Source organism: Pseudarthrobacter sp. BIM B-2242, assembly GCF_014764445.1.
Classification (GTDB): domain Bacteria; phylum Actinomycetota; class Actinomycetes; order Actinomycetales; family Micrococcaceae; genus Arthrobacter; species Arthrobacter luteus_A.
This window is the reverse complement of sequence record NZ_CP061721.1, coordinates 24,307-46,671: the sequence shown is the minus strand read 5'-3', so window position 1 is coordinate 46,671 and position 22,365 is coordinate 24,307. Positions and strand designations below refer to the sequence as shown.

Genomic DNA, 22,365 nt, shown 5'->3' with positions numbered 1-22,365 from the left:
ATTGTTGAGTGCATAAATTAGCTTGGACTTGGATCGATGGCTCACCTTATGGTCGGTGAACAGGGCGCGGAAATCAACCCTCCGGAGCCCACAAGCCAACCCAAGGAGCACAGCGCAGTGGACCAGGCATACGATCCCGCCCGCAACCTCAACCAGGCCCGGATTACCGGCGTGACCATCACTCCGGTCGCTTTCAAGGACCCGCCGCTGCTCAATACGGTTGGGGTCCACGAACCGTTCGCCTTGCGGGCCATCGTGGAGGTCCACACTGATTCCGGCGTGTCCGGCATCGGTGAAACGTACGGCGATGCCGGGCACATTGCCAGGCTCCGGCTGGCCGCCGGCGCCCTGCCGGGGACGGACATCTTCAACATCAACCAGATGAACAGCCGGATCTCCCAGGCGCTTGTCCAGGACACCATCCAGGGTGGCCACGGCATGAGCGGCATGGTCACCGGGTCCAGCACGGCGGACCGGGTCCTGTCCGCGTTCGACGTCGCCGCCCTCGACATCCAGGGCAAGCTCCTTGGCCGGCCGGTCAGCGACCTCCTCGGCGGCGCCGTCCGGGACACAGTCCACTTCAGCGGCTACCTCTTCTACAAGTGGGCCGGCCACCCCGGCCAGGAAGATGACGCCTGGGGAGCGGCCCTGGACCCTGCCGGGATTGTGCGGCAGGCCCGCACCATGGTGGACCAGTACGGATTCAGCGCACTCAAGCTGAAAGCCGGCGTGTTCCCGCCGGAGGAGGAGATCACCGCCATCCAGGCGCTCCGGGCGGAATTCCCCGACCTGCCGCTCCGCATCGATCCCAACGGCGCCTGGACCGTGGACACCTCCATCCGCGTGGGAAAGGAACTCGACGGCGTGCTCGAGTACCTGGAGGACCCCACCCCCGGCATCGAGGGCATGGCCGCCGTCCGCCGCGAAGTTGGCATGCCGCTGGCAACCAACATGTGCGTGGTCAGCTTCGCGGATGTGGCCCCCGCGGTGGCGGCCGGCGCCGTGGACGTCATCCTCTCCGACCACCACTTCTGGGGCGGCCTCCGCCGGACGCAGTTCCTGGCCGGCATCACCGACACGTTCGGGTTGGGGCTCTCCATGCACTCTAATTCCCACCTGGGCATCAGCCTCGCCGCCATGGTTCACCTCGCGGCTGCCACCCCCAACCTGGACTATGCGTGCGACACGCACTGGCCCTGGAAGGACCCTTCCGAGGACGTTATTGCCGGCGGTGTGTTCACGTTCAAGGACGGCGCGGTGCGGGTGCCCACCGGACCGGGCCTGGGCATTGAGCTGGACCGCGATGCCCTGGCGCGGCTGCACCGCCAGTACCTCGACTGCGGCCTCACGAGCCGGGACGACACCGGCTACATGCAGCGGCTCCACCCCTCCTACGAGCTTCAGAGCCCGCGGTGGTGACCGCCGCCGGGCAGGCCCCGCAGGGGGGCGCAGAGCGCCCGGAGTCCCTGAAGATCGTGGTCACGGACCCCATCATCAGCCGCTTCGAGGACGCATTGAAGGCCGACGGCGGTGCGCACCGCTGGGACATGGCGGCGGCGTGGGCTCCGGAACGCAGGCTGGACGCCCTGGCGGGTGCCGACGTCGTGGTCTGCTCCTCCCTCGGCCCCGCCGAAGCGGCAGCCGCGGCACAGGCGAGGCTGGTTCACGTCACGGGGGCGGGCTACGACAAGATTTCGTTTCCGCACCTGGCACCGTCCGCAGTTGTGGCCAACACGTTCCACCACGCACGGCCCATCGCCGAGCACGTCCTGATGGTCACGCTGATGCTGACCCGGAACGTGGCGGCGGCGGACAGGGCTGTCCGGGCGGGGCAGTGGCGGACCATTGCCACGGCCGACGACGTCCCGTTCCATCCCGTCCTGGCCGACCTGACGCTGGGGCTGGTTGGCCTCGGATCCATCGGCTCTGAGGTGGCGCGCGTGGCCACGGCGCTGGGCATGAAGGTCCGCGCTGTGCGGCGCAACGCTGCGGCCCCGCTTCCGGAAGGAGTCAGCCTGGACTGGGTGGGCGGACATGACGGGCTCCACACTCTTTTGGCCTCCTCCGACGTTGTGGTGGTGACGGTACCGCTGGATTCCGCCACGGAAGGGATGATCGGGCCCGCCGAGCTGGCGGCCATGAAGCCTTCGGCCTTCCTTATTAATGTCGCCCGCGGTCCGGTGGTGGACCAGGCCGCGCTGTTCGCCGCCCTGACGGAACGGCGCATCGCCGGCGCCGGGCTGGACGTCTGGTGGGGATCGCCTGCGGACGGTATGGTGCCGCCGGCGGAACTGCCGTTCGCCTCCCTGCCGAACACCGTGCTGACCCCGCATCATTCCGGCCACGCCCGCGTGACCTTCGAGCGCCGGGCGGCAGACATCGCCGCCAACATCGGCCTGCTGGCCCGCGGCGGAGAACTCAGGAATGTGGTGGCCCGGCCGGCTCCGGTGCTGAGTGCCGTGCCGGCCAGCCCGGCTAGATAGGCCCCTCTAAATAGCCGCAAAAACCAGCTGCACCATCAGCAGGACGCTTCCCAACGCCGAGGCGCCGAGGGCCAATGCCTTCAGGCGCCCGGCGTTGAGGAAGCGGTTCACGTACCGGGACGCCACGTAGCCGGCCACGGCCGCCGGAACCATCCACAGCGCCAGGGCCAGCATCTCAGCCGTGACGGCGCCCGTGATCCAGAGCATCACCATCGAAATTGACGAGCCCACCATAAAGAAGGCGCTCATGGTGCCCCGCAGGCGCGGCCCGTCGTGACCCTGCCAGACCAGGGCCATCGGCGGGCCGCCGATTGACGTGGCAGTTCCCATGATTCCCGAGGCCGCCCCGGCTGCTATCAGGGTGCTCCGGACAGGCCTGGGCGACCAGCCCCGGACGGCCAGCACCAGACCGGTCAGTACTACGGCCACCACCACCCAGGCCATGCCTTCCCGGGACAGCGCCGTCACCAGCCACGCGCCCAGGAAGCTGCCGGGAACGCGCCCAACCAAGGCCCAGCCCGTGCCGCGGAGGTCCAGGCTCTGCCGTTCCCGAACGGTCACCATCACGGTGACCAGGAACGCCAGGATGATCAGTGTGGCCGGCAGCAGGGACGGATCCACCATGGCGATCACCGGCGCCGCGAGCATGCCCATGCCGAATCCGCTGGACGCCTGCAGGCAGGCGGCCAGGAAGATCACCCCGGCGATCAGGGCATACTCGCTGCCGGTCACTGGGCGGAGGCGATGGCGCCCGTCAGGCCCTTGATGGAGTCGAGCGGGAAGTGGCACTCCGCAACGTGCCGGGTGCCGTCGGGGGCGGCCAGCACCTGCGGTTCCGGTGCCACTTCGGCACAGATGTCCTGGGCCTTCCAGCACCGTGTCCGGAACCGGCAGCCCGACGGCGGATCCAGCGGCGAGGGCAGCTCGCCTTTCAGGACGATACGGTCCCGCGTGGTTCCACTGACGTCCAGCTTCGGCGACGCCGACATCAGGGCGGCCGTGTAGGGGTGCCGGGGGTGGTCGAAGACCTCTTCGGTAGCCCCTGTTTCGATGATCCGGCCGAGGTACATCACGGCCACCCGGTCCGCCACGTGCCGGACCACGGTCAGGTCATGCGAGATGAAGATGTAGGACACACCAAGCTCCTGCTGGAGCTCGTTGAGGAGGTTCAAGACCTGCGCCTGGACCGAAAGATCGAGGGCCGAGACGGGCTCGTCGAGGATGATGACATCCGGGTTCAGGGCGAGGGCGCGGGCGATGCCGATGCGCTGGCGCTGGCCGCCGGAGAACTCCTGCGGCGACTTGCGCGCATCCGAAGGGCGGAGGCCCACCATGTGCAGGAGTTCGCGGACCCGGGCCTCGCGTTCCCGCGATGTCGGATACAGGCTCCGGTGCGTGGCCCACGGTTCGGCGATGATGTCCCCGGCGTTCATCCGGGCGTTCAGGGACGCGAACGGGTCCTGGAAGACCATCTGCACCCGCCGGCGCCAGGCCAGCAGTTCCTTTCCCTTGAGCCCGAACGGGTTGGTCCCCTCGAAGCTCACGGTCCCTTCATCAGGCGTTTCCAGCATCATCAACGTCCGCGCCAGCGTGGACTTGCCGCAGCCGGACTCACCCACCAGGCCAAGGGTCTCGCCGCGGCCCACCGTCAGGCTGATGCCGTCCAGGGCCTTGAGCCGGGTGTTGCCGCTGGCGCTCTTGGCCACGTGGAAGGTCTTGGTCAGGCCCTCAATTTCCAGAAGCTCAGGCATTGTTGATCTCCTCGCTGAAGTGGCACGCGGCGGTACGGGCGGGCCGCGGCTGGTCCCCCGAAGGGGAGGCTGCGTTGACGGGGGCGGTGTGTACCGGGCCGCTGCCGTCCCCGGCGGGCACGCCCACCGGGCGGAGTACGGGCCGTTCGGCCCGGCAGATGTCCTGCACCAGCGGGCAGCGGGACTGATACACGCAGCCGCTGGGGATGTCGTGAAGCTCCGGCGGGCTGCCGGGGATGGACTTCAGCTGGGCGCCGCGTTCCAGGTGGACCGGCACGGATTCCAGCAGCCCCTTGGTATAGGGGTGCCGGGGGTCGGCGAAGACCTCGGAGACAGGACCGGACTCCACCACGTTGCCGGCGTACATCACGGCTACGGAGTCGGCTTCCTCTGCCACCACCGCAAGGTCGTGCGTGATGAGGATGACAGCCATCTGGCCCTCTTCGCGGAGTTTCCGCAGCAGCTGCATGATCTGCGCCTGGACCGTGACGTCCAGGGCAGTGGTCGGCTCGTCAGCGATCAGCAGGCGCGGGTTCAGCGCCACCGCCATGGCGATCAGGATGCGCTGCCGCATGCCGCCGGAGAACTGGTGGGGGTAGGAATTAACCCGTGATTCCGGCTCGGGAATGCCGACGCGCTTCATCAGGTCAATGGCTTCCACCCGTGCCTGTTTGGCGTTCAGGCCGCGGTGGATGCGGAAGGCCTCCCCCAGCTGTGTTCCGACTGTATATACAGGGTTGAGCGCTGTCAGGGCGTCCTGGAAAACGATGCCCAGTTCTGGCCCGGCAAACTTGAGCCGCTCTTTCGGGCTCAGCGCAGCCAGGTCCGTTCCGTTGAGCATGATCTGCCCGTCAGCCAGGTCGCAGACCGGGTCCATGATCCCGGCCAGGGCCTTGGCTGTCATGGACTTTCCACAGCCCGATTCGCCCAGCAGCGCCAGGGTCTCGCCGGCCCGGGCTTCGAAGGCCACGCTGTTGACGGCGCGCACGGTACCGCGGTGGGTGCGGATGTCCACGGCGAGGTCACGGACCTGCAGGACGACGTCGTGCGCCTTAGCCTGGCCGGCTGCGGCACGGGCGCCTGCGGCGGATGCTGCGGCGCGGGTGCCCCGGGTGGGTACTTGTTCGGCAGCTGTTTTCACGGCTGTGCCTCCTTGGCTGGGATGCGGGCAATCAGCCGCTTGCGGGGAAGGGCCAGGCGCCAGCGCTGGGCCGGATCCGTGGCGATCCGCAGCCAGGCGGCGAGGACGTTGGCGGCGATGGTGGTCACCACAATGGCGACGCCGGGGAAGATGGACAGCCACCAGGCCGTCTGCAGGTATTGCCGGCCCTGGGAGACCATCAGCCCCCAGCTGACGTCCGGCGGCTGGATGCCGATGCCCAGGAAGCTCAGTGAGGATTCGGCGAGCATCACGTAGCAGAATTCCAGCGTGGCCAGCGTCAGCAGCGTCGGCAGCACCACGGGGATGACATGCCGGACAATGATCGCGTTGGGTTTGGCGCCGAAGGTGCGTGCCGCGTCCACGAACGTGCGGCTCTGCAGCTCGGCGCTCTCCGCCCGCGCTGTCCGCAGGTAGATGGGGATACGGGTCAGGGCCAGGATCAGCACGATGTTCGCTGCGCTGGGGCTGAACACGTAAAGGACCACGACGGCGAGGAGCAGGGAGGGGAAGCTCATGATCACGTCGGCGATCCGCATGGAGACGTTCTCCCGCCAGCCGCGGTGGTAACCGGCCCAGACCCCCCACAGGGAGCCGATCAGCAGGGCGACGGCCACCGCAGGCAGGGCGACGGACAGGGTGGTCCTGCTCGCCACCACGAGCCTGGCGAGCATGCTGCGGCCCAGGGAATCGCTGCCCAGGAAGTATTCCCAGCCGTATGCGGGATTGAACGGTGCTTTGTTGGCGAAGAGCAGATTCTGTTTTGTGGCGAGGTCACCCATCAGCGCAGGGCCCACCAGCGCTGTCAGGCCGATGAAAACCAGGATCAGTGCCGAGACGGTGGCGAAGCGGTCCTTGAGCAGGAGCCGGAAGAGGCCCGCTTCGCGTCCTTGTTGTTGGGCCCGTCTTTCTCGGCGGGATGGAATTCGGCTGGCACGCGCTCCGGCGCCGAACCCTCGTTCAGTGAACTTTTCATGGCTACTCCTAGGCCTTTACCGTGACGGGACGGACGCGCGCGTCCAAGAGTGCGTAGCCCATGTCGATCAGGATGTTCAGCGCGAAGATCGCGACGGCGGTGAGCAGGACGGCTGCCTGCAGGACCGCGAAGTCCCGCTGCAGGATCGAATCGATCATAAGCTTGCCGATGCCCGGCCAGCCGAAGATGGTTTCCACCACCACCGCGCCGTTGACCAGGCCCACGGTCAGGTCACCGGCAACCGTGAGGGCCGGGGCAGCCGCGTTGCGGAGCGCATGGTGCGTGACCACGCGGAGCTCTCCTGCACCGCGGCTGCGGGCCAGCTTGATGTACGGCTCCGACAGTGCGGAGACCATTGAGCCGCGGACAATCTGGACCAGCACACCGAACGGCCGCAGAAGCAGCGTGGCGATCGGCAGCACCCAGGCGCTGGCTCCCGACACACCGGATGTCGGCAGCCAGCCCAGGGTGATGGCGAAGATCCAGATGCCCACGATCGCCAGCCAGAAGTCCGGAATCGAGGCGGCGGCCATGGAGACGAAACTTGAGATGCGGTCCGCGATGCCGTTCGGCTTCAGTGCTGCCCAGCAGCCCACCACCACGGCCAGGATAACGGCCAGCACCATGGTGGTGGCCGCCAGCTGCAGGGTGGCCGGGAAAGCACGCAGCGCCATCGCGGCGGCGTCCTGCCCGGTCCGCAGCGACTGCCCGAAGTCGAGCCGGAGCACGCCACCGAAATAGTCGGCCATCTGTACCAGCAGCGGCTGGTCCAGGCCGTTGCGTTCGGTGAAATCATCGCGCATCTGCTGCGTGGCGTTCAGCGGCAGGTACAGGCTGGCCGGGTTGCCCGTCATCCTGGCCAGCGCGAACACTCCGACAATCACCACCACCAGCGGCAGAGCGCTGGAGACAATCCGCTTCCTCAAGTAGATCAGCATGGCTGTCCTTCTCTCCCGGAGTACGGGTTAGCTTGCCGGGGTCATTTCCGAGACACGCAGTTCATCGCCGCTGGACGAATTGGGCGTGTAGTTCACGGACTTGGCCTTGCCGATGATGCCGGTCTGGTGGGAGATGTGTGCGAACTGGACAACCTTGTCGTTCTGGTAGGCGAAGATGTCCTCGAAAGCCTTCTTCCGCTCGTCGCCGGAAGCCGAGTCGGCCTTCTTGATCATGGCGTCGAACTCCGGCGTGCCGAAGTAGCTTTGGGCGCCGGTGGAGAGCATGTACTGGTCCACCGTGAAGGCTGCGTCGCCGGCCTGGTTGCCGTGCTGGGTCATGAGCGCCACTGCGCCTTCGTCCTCGGGGAAGGGACGGACCTGGTAGGTCAGGTGCTGGCTGGTCTCAAGCATCTTGAGCTTGACGTTCAGGCCGGCCTGGCTCAGCTGCTCCTGCAGGACCTGGCCCAGCTCGGTGATCTTGGGGAACTGGGCGCTGCGGACCACCATGGAAATCTGCTTGGACGTGTCAACGCCGTCGGCCTTCGCTTCCGCAACGAGTGACTTGGCCTTTTCCAGGTCGAATGCCCAGCCTTCCAGCGCGGAGTTGTGCCCCACGATTCCCTCGGGGACCAGCTGCGCGGCCACCTGGTGCTTGCCCTGGTAGAGCGAGTTGACGATTCCTTCTTTGTCAATGGCGAAGTTGATGGCCTGGCGGACGCGGATGTCGTTGAGCGGCGCCTCGTTGGCGTCAAGGCGCAGGGCCACAGTCTCGTTGTTGGGGTAGTCCAGGCCGAGGTCGCCGATGTTGTCGTCCGGGCTGAGCCCCATGGCCACGTCCGCTTCGCCGCTGGTGATCATGGCAGCGCGCACGGAACTTTCGGAACGCCACTGGTACTCCGCCTTGGCGTAGGCGGGCTTGTCTCCCCAGTAGCCGTCCCAGCTGGCGAGGGTGATCTTCTGGCCGGCGTCCCACGTCTCGATCTTGTAGGGGCCCGTTCCGATCGGCTCGCGGACCTTTTCGGTGGCGCTCGTGGAAGTCGGCACTACTTCAAGGAACGAGAGCCGCAGCGGCAGGATGGGGTCAGGCTCCGGAGTGGTGACGGTGAGGGTGGTGGCATCCACGGCCTTTACAACAAGGTCTGCATCACCGAAGACGTAGCCTTCCACGTTGCAGCCGAGCTTCGAGTTGACGGCCCGTTCGATGGTGAACGCGGCGGCATCGGCGTTGAACGGCGTGCCGTCCTGAAAGGTCACGCCTTCGCGAAGCTTGAGTGTCCATTCGGTGTCACTGGTGGCTTTCCATTCGGTGGCGAGCTTGGGTTCCAGCTCGCCACTCTGGGGATTACGCTCGATCAGCGGTTCGGTGACGTTGGACCGCACCACCACACCGGTGGACGTCAGGTTCGATTCACACGCTTCCAGGGTGGGCGGCTCCTGGCCGAGCACCACACGGACGGTGGTGGAGGAGCTGCCGGTTGCTTCGGTGTTGGCAACCGAACAACCGCTTAGGCCCAGCACCGCAACGGAGGCCAGGGCCGGCCATTTGAGTGCGGCAGCGGGAAAGGAGAGCTTTGAAGAAGACATCATTGGGTTCCTCCGAATTGGATATTGCGGCAGCGGGCTGATTCCGGAGCCCGGGACGGGTCATCGGGAACAGCTGCTTGGGCCGCGCTGGACTCAAGCTATTTCAGGTCAGTGGGCTCCACAAGGTTTTTGCGGCCGCCGGGGACGGGCGGGGGGACCGCGGCACCGCCCGCACGACCTGTGATGGGCGCCACTCCGCCCGGAAATCCGCGCCGTTCCGCCAGAGTCGTCCGATCAATCCACTTCGGGCATCGAACCATGCCATTTACATGTTGGACGCGTATGGATCAGAAACCTACTGTGCAGGTATGAAGAACATCGCCGTCCTCCAGGTAGGGCCCCTCATGCCAGCCGTCCAAGATGCCATCACCAGCGAGTACGGAGCTGTCCGGCTGCCGGACCCCGGCCCGGGGCGGGAAGAATTCCTGCAGCAGCACGGCGGCACCTTCGACGTCGCCGTGACGTCCGGAAAAGTCGGTGTGGGTACCGAACTTATGCGCGCACTGCCGAACCTCCGCGCCGTGGTCAATTTCGGCGTCGGGTATGACACCACGGACGTGGCGCAGGCCGCCGAACGCGGCATCGCTGTCAGCAACACCCCTGATGTCCTCAACGACTGCGTGGCTGACACGGCCATGGCTCTGTACTTGGACGTGCTGCGCCAGACCAGCGCGGCGGACAGGTTCGTCCGCCGCGGCGACTGGCTCGGCAAGGGAAACTTTCCCCTTGCCACCAAAGCGAGCGGAAAGCGGGTGGGCATCCTCGGCCTGGGCCGGATCGGGCGGGTCATTGCGCGCCGGCTGGAAGGGTTCGATTGTGCCATCAGCTACCACAGCCGCAATCCCGTGGACGGCGTGGCATACGAGTACAAAGCGTCACCCCGCGACCTCGCGGAGGGCTGTGACGTCCTGATTGTCGCCGCCGCGGGCGGACCTGATTCGGCGCGGCTCGTTGACGCCGGTGTTATTGAGGCGCTCGGTCCCAATGGCTACCTCATCAACATCGCCCGGGGATCCGTGGTTGACGAGGATGCCCTTGTTGCTGCCCTGCTTGGCGGCCGGCTCGCAGGGGCAGGCCTGGACGTTTTTGCCGATGAGCCGAAGGTCCCCGAAGACCTCCTGGCACTCGACAACGTGGTGCTCCTGCCCCACTTGGGCAGCGGCACCCACGAAACCAGGGCGGCAATGGCTGAACTGACCCTCGCCAACCTTCGCCGGTTCGCGGCCGAGGGAACCCTCGTGACGGCGGTCCAGCCATGAGCGTGGCGGTGGGCTACGTCGCCACGCAGGAGGGCCGGGCCGCCCTGAGCGCAGCAATCCGGGAAGCAGCGCTTCGGCGGACGGACCTGCAGATCCTGGGTCCGGTCCCCGGCCAGGGTTCCAAGGACGCAGAAGCGGACATCCGCAATGCCATCGCTGACGCAGCAGGCGTGCCGGCGTTCCTTCGCGAAGGTGACGGCGACGAGGCGGCAGACCTCATGATCGACGCGTCCTATGAAGAGGACGTTGAGCTGGTTGTTATCGGTGTGCGCCGGCGTTCCCCCGTGGGGAAGCTCTTCCTCGGCAGCACCGCCCAGCGGGTCATCCTGGAAGCCGGCTGTCCGGTGACCGCTGTTAAGGCCGACGTCGGCCCGCGCACCTGAGCGGCAGGGGCTGCCCGCTCAGTTTCCGCGGGCCAGCACCTGCCCCTTGAAAAACCCGGGCTGCAGCCGGGACATCACCAGCATGACCACCACGCCCAGCAGGATCACGCCCATGCCCAGGATGAACACCATCCCCACCCCGCCCACCGATGATCCGGAGCCGTACCCGGGATCCATGGAATCGGACGCGGTCTTGAAGAACATCACCAGCAGGATGACGCCGCCCAGCAGCGGCGCCAGGAACTTGAAGAAGAAGGAACGGCCGTTGCTGAACGCCTGGGCCCGGAAGAACCAGACGCAGGCCAGTGCTGTGATGCCGTAGTAGAAGCAGATCATCATCCCCAGCGCCGTAATGGTGTCCCACAGCGCGTTCTCCGAGGTGGTCCGGGTGATGACATAGAAGCCCGCAGCTGCAGCGCCCGCGGCGATGGTGGCGTAGCTCGGGGACTTGAACCGCGGGCTGACCTTGCCGAAGCGCCCCGGGAGTGCCTTGTAGTGACCCATCGACAGCAAGGTCCGCGCGGGCGAGACAAACGTGGACTGCAGCGAGGCAGCCGAACTGCTCAGGATCGCGAGGGACATCAGGATGGCGAACGGTCCCATCACCGGCCCGGCGAGGACAGCGAAGATGCTCGACTGGTTCTCCGGATTTCCGGCTCCCAGGCCCGTGTCGCCGACGCCCGCAAAGGACAGGGTGGCCAGCGCCACGGTCATGTAGATCGCCACAATCACCACGACGGTGACGGTGGCCGCCCGCCCCGGAGTCTTCTCCGGGTTCCTGGTTTCCTCGTTCATGGTCAGGGTGACGTCCCAGCCCCAGTAAATGAAGATGGAGAGCGAAACTCCGGCCGCGAAAGCCGAGAAGGACCCCACCGCGAACGGATTGAACCAGTCCGGGGAGATGGCCGTCGCATCAAACGCCGTCCCGTTGGCCACGTGGCTGAAGGCGGCCACGGCAAACCAGCCCAGCACCAGCAGCTGGAACGCCACAAGGACATACTGCACGCTCTTAGTGGCTTCCATGCCCCGGTACGAAATCCAGCAGGCCACAGCGATGAACACCAGCGTGGTGGCGATGTTCAGCGGAAGGTTCTTGCTCAGCTCGCCCAGCTCCGGGTTCCCGAACAGCTGGGCCAGCATGAGGTAGAAGAAATCGACGGCGACGGCTGCCAGGTTGGACAGCACAATAATGGTGGCAGCGATCAGCCCCCAGCCGCCCATCCACCCGATCCACGGACCAAAGGCGCGCGATGCCCACGTAAACGAGGTGCCGGCGTCGGGCATTGCATTGTTCAGTTCCCGGTAGCCGAGCGCCACCAAAATCATGGGGATAAAGCCCACCAGGAAGATCGCCGGCAGCTGGACTCCAACCTCCGAGACCGTTGGCCCCAGCGCCGCCGTCAGCGTGTACGCCGGCGCAATGCAGGAAACCCCGATGACGACGGCCCCCACCAGCCCCACTGCCCCGGCCTTCAGGCCCTTGCTGCTCAGGCCATTCCCGGCCGGATCTTTACCGGGCAGGTCATTACCGGGCAATTTGTCGGGGCTGCCGGGCAGCTGCGCAGTCACTTCTTTGGAACTCATGGCCTTGCCTCTCTGGTTCATTCGACGCTGAATGGGTGGAACCGATGCGCTTAGCCGACGGCAGCCACGGCCTCGTGTGGCGCGCGGGATTCCCCCGCTGCAGCCAGGATGCCCGCCGCCGTGCGCCGCCCCATGCGGACGGCGCCGTCAACGTGCTGGTAACCTTCTGCGGCGATGTCCGAGGAGCACCAGTAGATGGGGCCGACGGGGGCGTGCTGGTCCTTGCCGTAACGGTGCAGCCCGCCCAGGTCATAGCTCGCTGCATAGGCGCCCCGGGTCCACTCCTCCGAGCCCCAGTCGGATTCGTAGTACACCTCCGGCGTCAGGGCTTTATCCCCCAGGAAGCCGGCGATCGATTCCAGGATGGCGCGGCGGCGGTCCCCGGCACTCAGCTCGAAGACGGCGTCGGCCTTTTCATCCGACACGAATCCCACCAGCGTTCCACGTGAATCACCGTGGTTGGTGTTGTCGTAGACCTCCTGGACCAGCGATCCGGCACCGAATCCCGTGCCGGACAGTCCGTCTTCACGCCAGAACGGAGTGCTGTAGACGGCGTGGACCTTGATCACCAGGCCCAGCGACTGGTGCTGGTGCATCTGGTGCTGCCGCCGCGGTAGCGGAGGGTTGAAGGAGACCCGCGAGTAAAGGTTCGGAGGCACGGCCATGATCACAAACCGGGCGTTCACTGTGGCGCGCTCCGAAACAACGGTGACGCCGTGCCCGCTCTCCTCCCAGATGACGGTGCGCACCGGACTGTTAAGTACGACGTCGGCACCCAGCTCCTGTGCCTGCAGCAAGGAGACCTGCTGCATCCCGCCGATGACCCGCTTGTCCAGGATGAAGTCTTCGTCGGTGAGATGGCTGAAGGACCCGGCGGAGGCGGCCATCAGGACCGCCTGCAGTGCCGAAAACGCGTGGGCGGGCTTGGTGAGCATGCCACCGGCGATGAACAGGCCAATGTTGTTGCAGGCCTCCTCGTCGCTGGAGTTTTGGCGGAGCCAGTGGTGGAAGGAAACGGTGTCCAGTTCGCGGGCTTTGGGGTGTGCCCAGGGTTCGGTGGCGCCGATTTCCGCCGCGAGGCCGTCCAGGATGCCGACCAGCTTGTCCATTTCCATCCGGGTGGCTGCACTTACCGGAAAGGACTCGCCGGTATAACGGGTCTTCCGGCCGTCCGCTCCGATGTACACGGACTCGCCCTCACGGTAGCGGGAGTACGTCTCCAGGCCTAGCTCAGCCAGGAGTTCCAGCAGTGCTGTCTGATCCGGCGAGACCCACTGGCCGCCGATTTCCAGCATGGCGCCGGCGATGGTGTCCGTCCAGGTCCGGCCGCCCACGCGGTCCCGCGCTTCCAGCACTGCCACGGTGAGGCCGGCCTTCTTCAGTTCACGGGCAGCGGTGAGCCCGGATGGTCCGGCGCCAACGATTACAACGTCGCGGTCAAAGTTCAGCATGATGTCCTCTCTCCGGCGCTTCGAGTGATACGAAGCACTAAATGAATGCCATTCATTTAGAAGGACTATAGCTGGTGCGGGGCAGGTGCGGAAGGGGCCGGTGGAATAATGCTGGGGACACTGCCCGCAGAAAGGCCAGCAATGCCGGAGTCCCCTGCCGATCCACCCCTCACCCGGAATCGCGAAACCGCACCGAAATCCGGTCCGGAACGGCGCCGCGCGGGTCGGCCGCCTGCCGCCATCCTGGACCTGGCGGGAATCACCACTGCGGCGCTGCGGCTCGTCAGCAGGAACGGCTACGCCGGACTCACCATGGCCGCGCTGGCCCGCTCACTGAACGTGGCGCCGTCGGCCCTGTACAACCATGTGGCATCCAAGCGGGACGTGCTCCTGCTCGTCGAAGACCATTTGACTGCCCTGGTGGATGTGACGGCCTTCGCCGCGGAACCCTGGGAGTCCGCGGTGCGGAAGTGGGCCTGGAGTTACCGGGCTGTCTTCGCGGAGCACACTCCCCTGATCCCTGTCATCGCGGTGCTTCCCGTCACTGACGCGCCCCAGACGCTTGCCATGTACGAGACCGTCAGTGCCGGCTTCCGGGCGGCCGGTTTTCCGGAGGAGCGGATTGTGTCCGCCATCGTTGCCCTGGAATCGTTCATCTTCGGCTCGGCCTTCGACGTCACCGCCCCGGCGGACATTTTCGATTCCGGCACCATGGCCGAATCTACGCCGAGCTTCACGGGGGCAGTCCGGAGCCTGGCCGCCCAGGGATACGAGAACCCTGCAGACGTGGCGTTCAGCCTGGGGCTCGAGGCCCTGATTGCGGGCTTCGGCGCTTTGCGGCAGTAAGCCGGCGTTAGACGGCGTTAAACAAAGGAACCCCGGTCCGAAGACCGGGGTTCCTTCAATTGCGTGCGCGAGGGGGGATTTGAACCCCCACGCCCTTTCGGACACTGGCACCTGAAGCCAGCGCGTCTGCCGTTCCGCCACTCGCGCGCAACTTCTTTTCCTCGAATCGCGGCCGGTTTCCCGTATCCGCAACCTTGTAAAAGCAGCGAGATCAAGCATAACGGACACCACCGGTAAAACACCAATTGAGCTCCGGAGGCCGCCGGGTCCGCCGCCGCGGAAGCCCCGGTTCGCGCGGAAATCCGAACTTTTCCGGCCGCCCGGCCGGTCGGGATTAAGGTCATTCACAGGCCTGCCCAGTAGTATCTGATGTAGTAGTGCCTGCCGCTGCACGGCGGAGCACTGCGTACTTAACTGCCCTGCCGGTTGAGTTCCGGAACGAATACTGCCCCGCTGCCGGGGGGAAAGGAGAAGGACCATGGGATTGCTGGACAAGGTCGAGCGCGGCATCGAAAAGGCCGTCCGCGGTGTCTTCTCCACCGGCTCACGGGCCCAGGTGGAACCGGTGGAGATCGCCAGCCGCCTCCGCCGGGAATTGGACCACAAGTCACTCACGGTTGCGGCCGGCCGCACGCTGGCACCGAACGTGTTCGACGTCCAACTCAGTGAGAACGACTTCACCCGGGCGCAGGAGTGGGGCACACCGCTGGCTGAAGAGCTGTGCGACGTTGTCATCAACCACGTCCGCAGCCAGGGCTACACCCTGCAGGGTCCGGTCCGGATTTCTTTCCGCCGCGCCGAGGAACTCCGTGCTGGCGATTTCGAAATTGCCTCGTCCACGGAGAAGTCCTCCGGCGGTTCGGGCTCACCCGCGCCCCGGCCCAACATGCCGGCCGCACCAACCCGCCCGCCGGTCCGGCTGCAGCCCGTCCTGGACATCGACGGCCAGAGGTACTCCCTCAATGCCCCGTCCATCGTCCTGGGCCGTTCCTCGGAAGCCGACATCCTGGTTGACGACACCGGCGTGTCCCGCCGCCACCTGGAGATCCGCACAGCCAGCGGCGTCACCAGTGCTGTTGATCTGGGCTCCACCAACGGCAGCTACGTTAACGGCCACAAAGTAGCGGGCAGCACCGAACTGACCGACGGCTCCACCATCACGATGGGACGGACAAAGATCATCTTCCGCCTGCTTCCCGCCAACCCTGGTGGCCGCGCATGAGCGACATGAGCGAACTGACCATCACCGCCCTGCGGTTTGGTTTCCTGATCCTGCTCTGGGTCCTCATTTTCAGTATCGTGTCGGCCATGCGCCGCGACCTGATGGTAGGCCGGAAAGCGGCCGCCGGGACGCCCACCGCGAGGCAGGTCCGCAAAAACCCTGAGCTGGCCGAGGCTCCCCCGCAGCCGCTCAAGCAGCAGGCCCACCAGCTGGTGGTCACCGAAGGCCCGCTGAAAGGCACCACAGTTCCGCTCGCCGCCAGCCCCATCCTGTTGGGCCGGGCCCAGGAAGCAACCTTGGTCCTCGAAGACGACTACGCCTCGGGCCGCCACGCACGGCTGTTCCCGCAAGGCAGCCGCTGGTTCATCGAGGACCTCGGCTCCACCAACGGCACCTATCTGGCCGACCAGCAACTTACCCGGGCCCTGCCCGTTGAGCTTGGCGTACCCGTGAGAATCGGCAAGACGGTCATCGAATTGAGGCCATAGCAATGGCCGCCGAAACCCCCGCAGACGAGGCCCGGCCCGTTCAGCGGCCCCTCATCATGCGCTATTCAGCGCGATCCGATGTGGGCCGCATCCGGGCCAAGAACGACGACTCCGCCTATGTGGGCCGTCATCTGGCAGTGGTAGCGGACGGCATGGGCGGACACGCAGGCGGCGATGTGGCCTCGGCCGCCACCGTCCTGGACATGCTTCACCTGGACCACGGGGACTACCACGGTGACGCCCTCACGGTCCTGGCCGATGAAATCCAGACGGCAAACTCGCTGCTGTCCGAACTGGTCCACATCAATCCCAAACTTGCCGGCATGGGCACCACTGTCACGTCCCTTCTTCTTGCCGAGGGCAAACTGCACTTCGCCCATATCGGCGACTCCCGGGCCTACCGTCTCCGCGACGGTGAGTTCGAACAGGTCAGCGTGGACCACACCTTCGTGCAGCGCCTCATCGACGAAGGCCGGCTCCGGCCCGAGGAAGCCGAGACCCATCCGCACAAGAACGTCCTGATGCGCGTCCTGGGCGACGTCGATGCCAGCCCCGAACTGGATCTGGACACGCTGGACGTCAAGCCGGGTGAACGGTGGCTGCTCTGCTCTGACGGACTCAACTACGTGGCCGGGCACGTGGTGGAACGCACCGTCCGGGAAACAAAGGACCTGCGCGAGTGCGTGGAAACCCTGGTTGACCTCACTCTCGAAGCCGGTTCACCGGACAACGTCACCGTGATCATGCTGGAAATCGTGGAGGAAACGCACGACGACGTCAGTACCGCCGCCGTCGACGTCATTCCTCCCGGCCTGCCCGCCGCTGCCGCCACACCTGATGGGGCTGGCGAAACGGCGAAGAAAAAGGCCGCGGACGAAGAGGCGGCCACGGCTGAAACCACGCCGGCAACCAACCCGGACGGCCAGCCGGCGGCTACCGAACCGTCCGCCTCCACCGATCCCCATCTGGGCGAGCACCTGTCGGCCGAGGTCTTGCGCCAGGAGCTGGCCTCACGGCCCCATGAACTTGTCGGAGCTGCGGCCACTGCGGCGGAATCCGGGTCCATTCCCACCATTGCCGGCCGTACCGTAGCCAGGCGTGCCGCCACCGTCCTCACGCACAAGGCGGAGCCCGCCGACACCGAAGCGGACGAGATCCTGGAGCCGGCCAAACCGCGCCGCTGGGTCACCTGGACCATCGCCGCCTCCGTGCTCCTGGTCCTGACCGTGGGCCTCTGGCTTGGCTATGCCTGGACCCAGACCCGTTACTACATCGGGGAATTCGATTCGCGCGTGGCAATCTACAACGGGGTTTCGCAGCGGCTTGGCCCCATCCAGCTCTCTACCCTCGAGGCCGTGACAGAAATCCGGATGGACTCCTTGCCCCAGTTCTCCCAGCAGCGGGTCCGGCAGACGGTGCCGGCGCGGGACCTCTACGATGCCCAGCGGATCGTGAAGAACCTCGAAGGCACCGGCACCATTGCCCCGTCCAACGAATGCCTCACCGCGTCCCCGTCGCCCACCGCTGCTGCGACCACTCCGCCGGCTGATGGCGCGAGTCCCGCCGCACCCGCGCCGTCGCCGGCTGCGTCTGACCCGGCTGCCGCGCCGGCCCCTGCCGCAACACCCAGCCCGACCGTCACCTGCGAGGTGGGCCAATGAGCCAGCTGAACACCATGCCCAAACCGCGGCGCAATGTGGAGCTGCTGCTGCTCCTGCTGGCCCTTGCTGTCGGCATCGGCGCGAACATGCTGGTGGGTGTGGACCAGGAGAAGGCCTTCGACTCGGACTTCTGGTTCCAGTCCAGCCTCCTGGCGGTCGCCGCGATCGTCTTCCACCTGGTTCTGCGCGTCAGGGCGAAATATGCAGATCCGGTAATACTTCCAATTGTCGTTGCCCTGAACGGCATCGGCCTGGCAATGATTCATCGCCTCGATGCCCCCGGCGACGACACCGGCAACAACCAGCTGCGCTGGACCGTTATTGCCATGGCCGTTGCGATCGGCGTGATCTGGTTCCTCAAGGACCACCGGATCCTCCGCCGTTTCACCTACATTTCGCTGGCTGTGAGCGCCTTCCTGCTGATCCTTCCCCTGGTCCCCGGCATCTCCGCCGGCGAAATCCTCGGCGCCCGGGTCTGGATCAGGGTGGGACCCATGACCTTCCAGCCCGGCGAAATTGCCAAGATCACGCTGGCCATATTCTTTGCCGGGTATCTCTCGTCAAACCGTGACCTGATACTGCTGGCCGGCCGCAAGATCGGCCCGCTGCAGTTCCCCCGGTTCAAGGACATGGGCCCCATGATCACCGCCTGGCTGGTCAGCATCGGTGTGCTGATCTTCCAGCGTGACCTCGGGTCCTCCGTCCTCTTCTTCGGCCTGTTCATTGTGATGATCTACGTGGCCACCAGCCGCATCAGCTGGGTGGTGATCGGCGTCGCGCTGATCCTGGGCGGAGGCTTTGTTGCCTCGCGGGTCTTCTCGCACGTCGGCCTCCGCATTGACGGCTGGCTTAATGCCTTCACCGCCGAGGTCTACGACCGTTCCCCCGGCGGCAGCCACCAAATCGTGCAGGGGCTCTTTGGCATGGCCAACGGCGGACTGGTGGGGACCGGACTGGGCCAGGGCAGGCCCAACCTTGTCCCCTTCGCCAACAGCGACATGATCATCGCCTCCCTCGGTGAGGAACTGGGCCTGATCGGGCTCTTCGCCGTGGTGATGATGTACCTGCTGCTGTTCACGCGCGGCTTCCGGGCCGCGCTGGGCACCCGTGATGCGTTCGGAAAACTCCTCGCCTGCGGCCTGTCCTTCGCCGTGGCCCTGCAGTGTTTTGTGGTCATCGGCGGTGTGACCCGGCTGATCCCGCTGACCGGGCTGACAACCCCGTTCCTCGCAGCCGGCGGTTCCTCACTGCTGGCCAACTGGATCATCGTGGGCCTGCTGCTCATGATTTCCCACACGGCCCGGGGCCCGGTTGACACGACGCCCATGCCGCCGGGGGCCGGGACTGAAAACGAAGCAACCAAGACACAAACCGAGGCGGTGAAACCCCTGTGAACCAGGCCATCAGGAACTCATGGGTTGCGGCCATCGCGCTCTTCGCCCTGCTCTTCGGTGCACTGAGCTATGTCCAGGTGGTTGGCGCCGACGATCTCAAAGCCAACGCCTGGAACAACCGCGCCATCCTGCAGGACTACTGCAACGATCGCGGGGCCATCATTGTGGGCGGGGACCCCGTGGCCGAATCCGTTGAGGCTACGGAACAGTGCGGGTTCCAGCGGACCTACCCGCAGCCCGAGCTGTATGCGGGCCTGACCGGTTTCTTCTCGCAGAACCACGGTGCCACCGGTCTGGAGCAGGCCATGCGCGAACAGCTCGCTGGCAGCTCGGACCAGCAGTTCCTGGACCGTGTCGGACAGCTCTTCCTGGGCAGCCAGCCAAAGGGTGCATCGGTGGAACTCACCATCGACCCTGCGCTCCAGAAGCTGGCATATGACCTGATTCCGGACGGCCAGCGCGGATCCATCGTGGTTACCAATCCCAAGACCGGCGCCATCCTGGCCATGGCTTCCAAGCCCTCATATGACCCTAATCTCATCGCCGTCCAGGACCCCGCCGCCGAGACCGCCAACATCAATGAGCTGCTCCAGGTTCCCGGGATCAACCTGTACCAGAACGTCAGCGGACCCACGGGAGAGATGCTCGCCCCGGGTTCTGTGTTCAAGCTGGTGACCACCGCCGCGGCCCTGAGCTCCGGGAAGTACAACAAGGACAGCGAGCTGCCCAACCCAGCGCAAATGCCCTTCCCCGGAATCGCCTACACGCTGCCCAACTACGCCGGCGGCAACTGCTACACCCGGGACACCGCCGGCTTTGCCTTCGCCCTGCAGCAGTCCTGTAATACCCCGTTCGCCAGCATCGCCCTCGACATCGGCCGGGATGCCATCGCTGAACAGGCGGCGAAGTTCGGGTTCGGCGAGGACATGGGCGACCAGCTCAAGCTGGCCTATGCAAAGGGCAGCGGTTTCCCGGAAGAACTGGACGGACCGGGCCTGGCCCAGTCCGTGATCGGCCAGAAGGATGTGCGCACCACGCCGCTTCAGGTGGCCATGATGACCGCGGCCATTGCGAACAACGGCGTCCAGATGAGCCCCAGCCTGGTCAAGACCCTGCGGTCCCCGGATTTGCGCGTTATCGATGAGCCCAAGCCTGAAGCGCTGCGGACGTCAACCACACCGGAAATTGCCAAGCAGATCACTGAGTGGATGACGAGCGCGGTGAGCCAGGGGATCGCCGGCGCCGCGGGTGTCCCCGGGGTCCAGGTGGCCGGCAAGACCGGAACCGCCGAATTGGGCAACGGCCTGAACAACTCCTGGTTCACGGGGTTTGCCCCGGCGAACAACCCGCAGGTGGGTGTCACCATCGTCATGGAGGGCGTAGACATCACCACCGGCGCACAGCTAACCAGTCCGAACGCGAAGAAGATTTTTGAGGCGGTGTTGAATAAGTGAGGCCAACAACAGGAATCACCCTCGGCGGCAGATTCCAGCTGACCACACGGATTGCGATTGGCGGGATGGGCGAGGTCTGGAAGGCCAAAGACCTGGTCCTGGGCCGCATCGTCGCCATCAAGGTGTTGAAGGAGGAGTACACCGGCGATCCCGGGTTCCTCCAGCGCTTCCGTGCCGAGGCACGCCACACCGCACTGCTGAACCACGTGGGCATCGCCAACGTCTTCGACTACGGCGAGGAAGAAGGCTCGGCCTACCTGGTCATGGAACTGGTCCCGGGCCAGCCGCTGAGCAGCATCATCGAGCACGAACAGGTGCTGTCCCCGGACCGCACCCTGTCCATGATGGCCCAGACCGCCCGCGCCCTCTCCGTGGCCCACGCCCAGGGCCTGGTGCACCGCGACATCAAGCCCGGCAACCTCCTCATCACGCCGGAGGGCCGGGTGAAGGTGACCGACTTCGGCATTGCCCGCCTGGCCGACCAGGTGCCGCTGACGCAGACAGGCCAGGTGATGGGCACTGCCCAGTACCTCGCTCCGGAGCAGGCCACCGGCCAGACAGCCACCGGCGCCTCGGACATCTACTCGCTCGGCGTGATCGGTTACGAGTGCCTCACCGGGCACCGGCCGTTCTCCGGCGAGTCCCAGATCGCCATCGCGCTGGCCCAGGTCAACGATGCCCCGCCGCCGCTGCCGGAGTCCCTGCCCAAGCCGGTCCGCGCGCTCCTGATGTCCATGCTGGCAAAGGATCCCAAGAACCGTCCGGCCAATGCGATCAAGCTGGCTGAAGCCGCCGAAGCCATCCGCAACGGTGACATCAGCGCCGCACATGCCGCGGTCCCGGGCATGCTGCTGTTCGAAGCGGCCACCGGCCCCATCACGGCACCGGTGGACATTGCCACGGCTCCCACGGGCGTCATCGGGCCGAAGGACAGCAACACGACGTCGACGTCCGCGCTGCCGGTGCTCGGCGCCGCTGCCGGGGGTGCTGCCGCCGGTGCCGCCGCAGCGGGGGCAGCCGGTGCGGCAGCTGACGGCCCGGCGACCAGCGCCATGACCAGTACCGGACGCACGCTGTCGCGGGCTGACGCGGTGGCCGCGGAGCGCAGCTGGATCCAGGAAGAGGATACGTACGACGACGAGCCCGCCGATGAGCCCGAACGCCGCGGCCGCAGTCCCTGGACCTGGCCGCTGATTGCGCTGATCCTGCTTGTGCTGTTTGCGCTGGTGGGGTTCTTCCTGACCCAGCAGGGGATTTTCTCCCCGGCCCAGAACGCAGCCACCACCTCCGCGTCGACCAGCCCGCCGGCGACGAGTGCCAGCCCCACCCGGACCTCACAATCCGCTACGGCTACGCCAACGCAGACCAGTGTTGCGCCCACCCAGACAACCGCAACGGTGAATATTATTCCCGAGGCATATCTTGGAAAGAACTTCCAGACGGTGCAGTCGGAGCTTTCCGCCATGGACCTGGACGTAACCGTCCAGTCGCAGGTGGACCCCAACTCCGTACCGAATACGGTCATCGCCCTGTCGCGGTCGGGACGGGTGGAAGTGGGTTCCCCGATCACAATCACGTACGCCGTCGCGCCCCCGGCCCCCGAACCGACGCAGACCACTGTGGAGCCCCAGCCCACCTCGACCCAGTCAGCGCCGGCAACGGCCGGGCTGCCTACCTGTAGCCCTGGCGCAGAGCCGGTACAGCCCCCTACCTGCGCACCGTAGCCGCCTGG

Annotated in this window: 19 protein-coding genes and 1 tRNA gene; 11 read left to right on the top strand and 9 right to left on the bottom strand. The window is 66.1% G+C overall.

Going from position 1 to position 22,365, the window contains the following annotated elements; all coding sequences use genetic code 11:
• Positions 1-117 precede the first annotated feature (117 nt).
• The gene (locus tag IDT60_RS00215; protein ID WP_191081758.1) at positions 118-1,419 is read left to right on the top strand and encodes a glucarate dehydratase family protein; all 1,302 of its coding nucleotides are present in this window, start codon (positions 118-120) and stop codon (positions 1,417-1,419) included.
• On the top strand, positions 1,413-2,483 hold the full coding sequence (locus IDT60_RS00210; protein ID WP_223883831.1) for a 2-hydroxyacid dehydrogenase: 1,071 nt from the start codon (positions 1,413-1,415) through the stop codon (positions 2,481-2,483). The genes IDT60_RS00215 and IDT60_RS00210 overlap by 7 nt, the downstream gene beginning before the upstream one ends.
• A gap of 6 nt (positions 2,484-2,489) precedes the next feature.
• On the opposite strand, the gene IDT60_RS00205 is transcribed toward IDT60_RS00210, so the two are convergent.
• The 6 genes from IDT60_RS00205 to IDT60_RS00180 form a co-directional block, all read right to left on the bottom strand.
• Positions 2,490-3,215, bottom strand: coding sequence for a sulfite exporter TauE/SafE family protein (locus tag IDT60_RS00205; RefSeq protein WP_191080415.1), 726 nt, complete (start codon positions 3,213-3,215; stop codon positions 2,490-2,492).
• Positions 3,212-4,234, bottom strand: a complete 1,023-nt coding sequence (locus IDT60_RS00200) for an ABC transporter ATP-binding protein (protein ID WP_191080414.1) — start codon at positions 4,232-4,234, stop codon at positions 3,212-3,214. The genes IDT60_RS00205 and IDT60_RS00200 overlap by 4 nt, the downstream gene beginning before the upstream one ends.
• A complete protein-coding gene (locus IDT60_RS00195; RefSeq protein ID WP_223883830.1) occupies positions 4,227-5,375 on the bottom strand; it encodes an ABC transporter ATP-binding protein in 1,149 nt (382 codons plus the stop codon). Before IDT60_RS00195 ends, IDT60_RS00200 begins: the two co-directional genes overlap by 8 nt.
• Positions 5,372-6,190: an ABC transporter permease gene (locus IDT60_RS00190; RefSeq protein ID WP_223883829.1), complete on the bottom strand. Its 819-nt coding sequence runs from the start codon at positions 6,188-6,190 to the stop codon at positions 5,372-5,374. Before IDT60_RS00190 ends, IDT60_RS00195 begins: the two co-directional genes overlap by 4 nt.
• A 187-nt stretch (positions 6,191-6,377) precedes the next feature.
• Positions 6,378-7,307 carry an ABC transporter permease gene (locus tag IDT60_RS00185; RefSeq protein ID WP_191080413.1) on the bottom strand — a complete coding sequence of 310 codons (930 nt, stop codon included), beginning with the start codon at positions 7,305-7,307 and terminating at the stop codon, positions 6,378-6,380.
• Positions 7,308-7,334: 27 nt separating this feature from the next.
• On the bottom strand, positions 7,335-8,894 hold the full coding sequence (locus tag IDT60_RS00180) for an ABC transporter substrate-binding protein (protein ID WP_191080412.1): 1,560 nt from the start codon (positions 8,892-8,894) through the stop codon (positions 7,335-7,337).
• A 305-nt stretch (positions 8,895-9,199) separates the two neighbouring features.
• Here IDT60_RS00180 and IDT60_RS00175 point away from each other — a divergent pair, with 305 nt between their 5' ends.
• Both IDT60_RS00175 and IDT60_RS00170 read left to right on the top strand, forming a co-directional pair.
• On the top strand, positions 9,200-10,150 hold the full coding sequence (locus IDT60_RS00175; protein WP_191080411.1) for a 2-hydroxyacid dehydrogenase: 951 nt from the start codon (positions 9,200-9,202) through the stop codon (positions 10,148-10,150).
• Entirely contained in the window at positions 10,147-10,533 is a 387-nt protein-coding gene (locus IDT60_RS00170) for a universal stress protein (protein ID WP_191080410.1), read from the top strand. The genes IDT60_RS00175 and IDT60_RS00170 overlap by 4 nt, the downstream gene beginning before the upstream one ends.
• 18 nt (positions 10,534-10,551) lie before the next feature.
• On the opposite strand, the gene IDT60_RS00165 is transcribed toward IDT60_RS00170, so the two are convergent.
• Entirely contained in the window at positions 10,552-12,117 is a 1,566-nt protein-coding gene (locus IDT60_RS00165) for an APC family permease (RefSeq protein WP_223883828.1), read from the bottom strand.
• A gap of 50 nt (positions 12,118-12,167) precedes the next feature.
• A complete protein-coding gene (locus IDT60_RS00160) occupies positions 12,168-13,568 on the bottom strand; it encodes an NAD(P)/FAD-dependent oxidoreductase (RefSeq protein WP_191080409.1) in 1,401 nt (466 codons plus the stop codon).
• A gap of 108 nt (positions 13,569-13,676) precedes the next feature.
• Here IDT60_RS00160 and IDT60_RS00155 point away from each other — a divergent pair, with 108 nt between their 5' ends.
• Positions 13,677-14,414 carry a TetR/AcrR family transcriptional regulator gene (locus tag IDT60_RS00155; protein ID WP_191080408.1) on the top strand — a complete coding sequence of 246 codons (738 nt, stop codon included), beginning with the start codon at positions 13,677-13,679 and terminating at the stop codon, positions 14,412-14,414.
• Between the two features lie 64 nt (positions 14,415-14,478).
• Here IDT60_RS00155 and IDT60_RS00150 read toward each other — a convergent pair.
• Positions 14,479-14,561, bottom strand: a tRNA-Leu gene (locus tag IDT60_RS00150).
• A gap of 331 nt (positions 14,562-14,892) precedes the next feature.
• On the opposite strand from IDT60_RS00150, the gene IDT60_RS00145 reads away from it, so the two are divergent.
• The 6 genes from IDT60_RS00145 to IDT60_RS00120 are packed head-to-tail and all read left to right on the top strand — an operon-like array spanning position 14,893 to position 22,357.
• A complete protein-coding gene (locus tag IDT60_RS00145) occupies positions 14,893-15,636 on the top strand; it encodes a DUF3662 and FHA domain-containing protein (protein ID WP_164203714.1) in 744 nt (247 codons plus the stop codon).
• Positions 15,637-15,641: 5 nt separating this feature from the next.
• Positions 15,642-16,124: an FHA domain-containing protein gene (locus tag IDT60_RS00140; RefSeq protein ID WP_164206603.1), complete on the top strand. Its 483-nt coding sequence runs from the start codon at positions 15,642-15,644 to the stop codon at positions 16,122-16,124.
• 2 nt (positions 16,125-16,126) lie between these two features.
• Complete coding sequence (locus tag IDT60_RS00135; RefSeq protein WP_191080407.1) at positions 16,127-17,785, top strand: PP2C family serine/threonine-protein phosphatase; 1,659 nt, start codon at positions 16,127-16,129, stop codon at positions 17,783-17,785.
• Positions 17,782-19,179: an FtsW/RodA/SpoVE family cell cycle protein gene (locus tag IDT60_RS00130; RefSeq protein WP_164203720.1), complete on the top strand. Its 1,398-nt coding sequence runs from the start codon at positions 17,782-17,784 to the stop codon at positions 19,177-19,179. The genes IDT60_RS00135 and IDT60_RS00130 overlap by 4 nt, the downstream gene beginning before the upstream one ends.
• Positions 19,176-20,633: a penicillin-binding protein 2 gene (locus IDT60_RS00125; protein WP_164203723.1), complete on the top strand. Its 1,458-nt coding sequence runs from the start codon at positions 19,176-19,178 to the stop codon at positions 20,631-20,633. The genes IDT60_RS00130 and IDT60_RS00125 overlap by 4 nt, the downstream gene beginning before the upstream one ends.
• Positions 20,630-22,357 carry a protein kinase gene (locus IDT60_RS00120; RefSeq protein WP_191080406.1) on the top strand — a complete coding sequence of 576 codons (1,728 nt, stop codon included), beginning with the start codon at positions 20,630-20,632 and terminating at the stop codon, positions 22,355-22,357. The genes IDT60_RS00125 and IDT60_RS00120 overlap by 4 nt, the downstream gene beginning before the upstream one ends.
• The last annotated feature ends 8 nt before the right edge of the window (positions 22,358-22,365 follow it).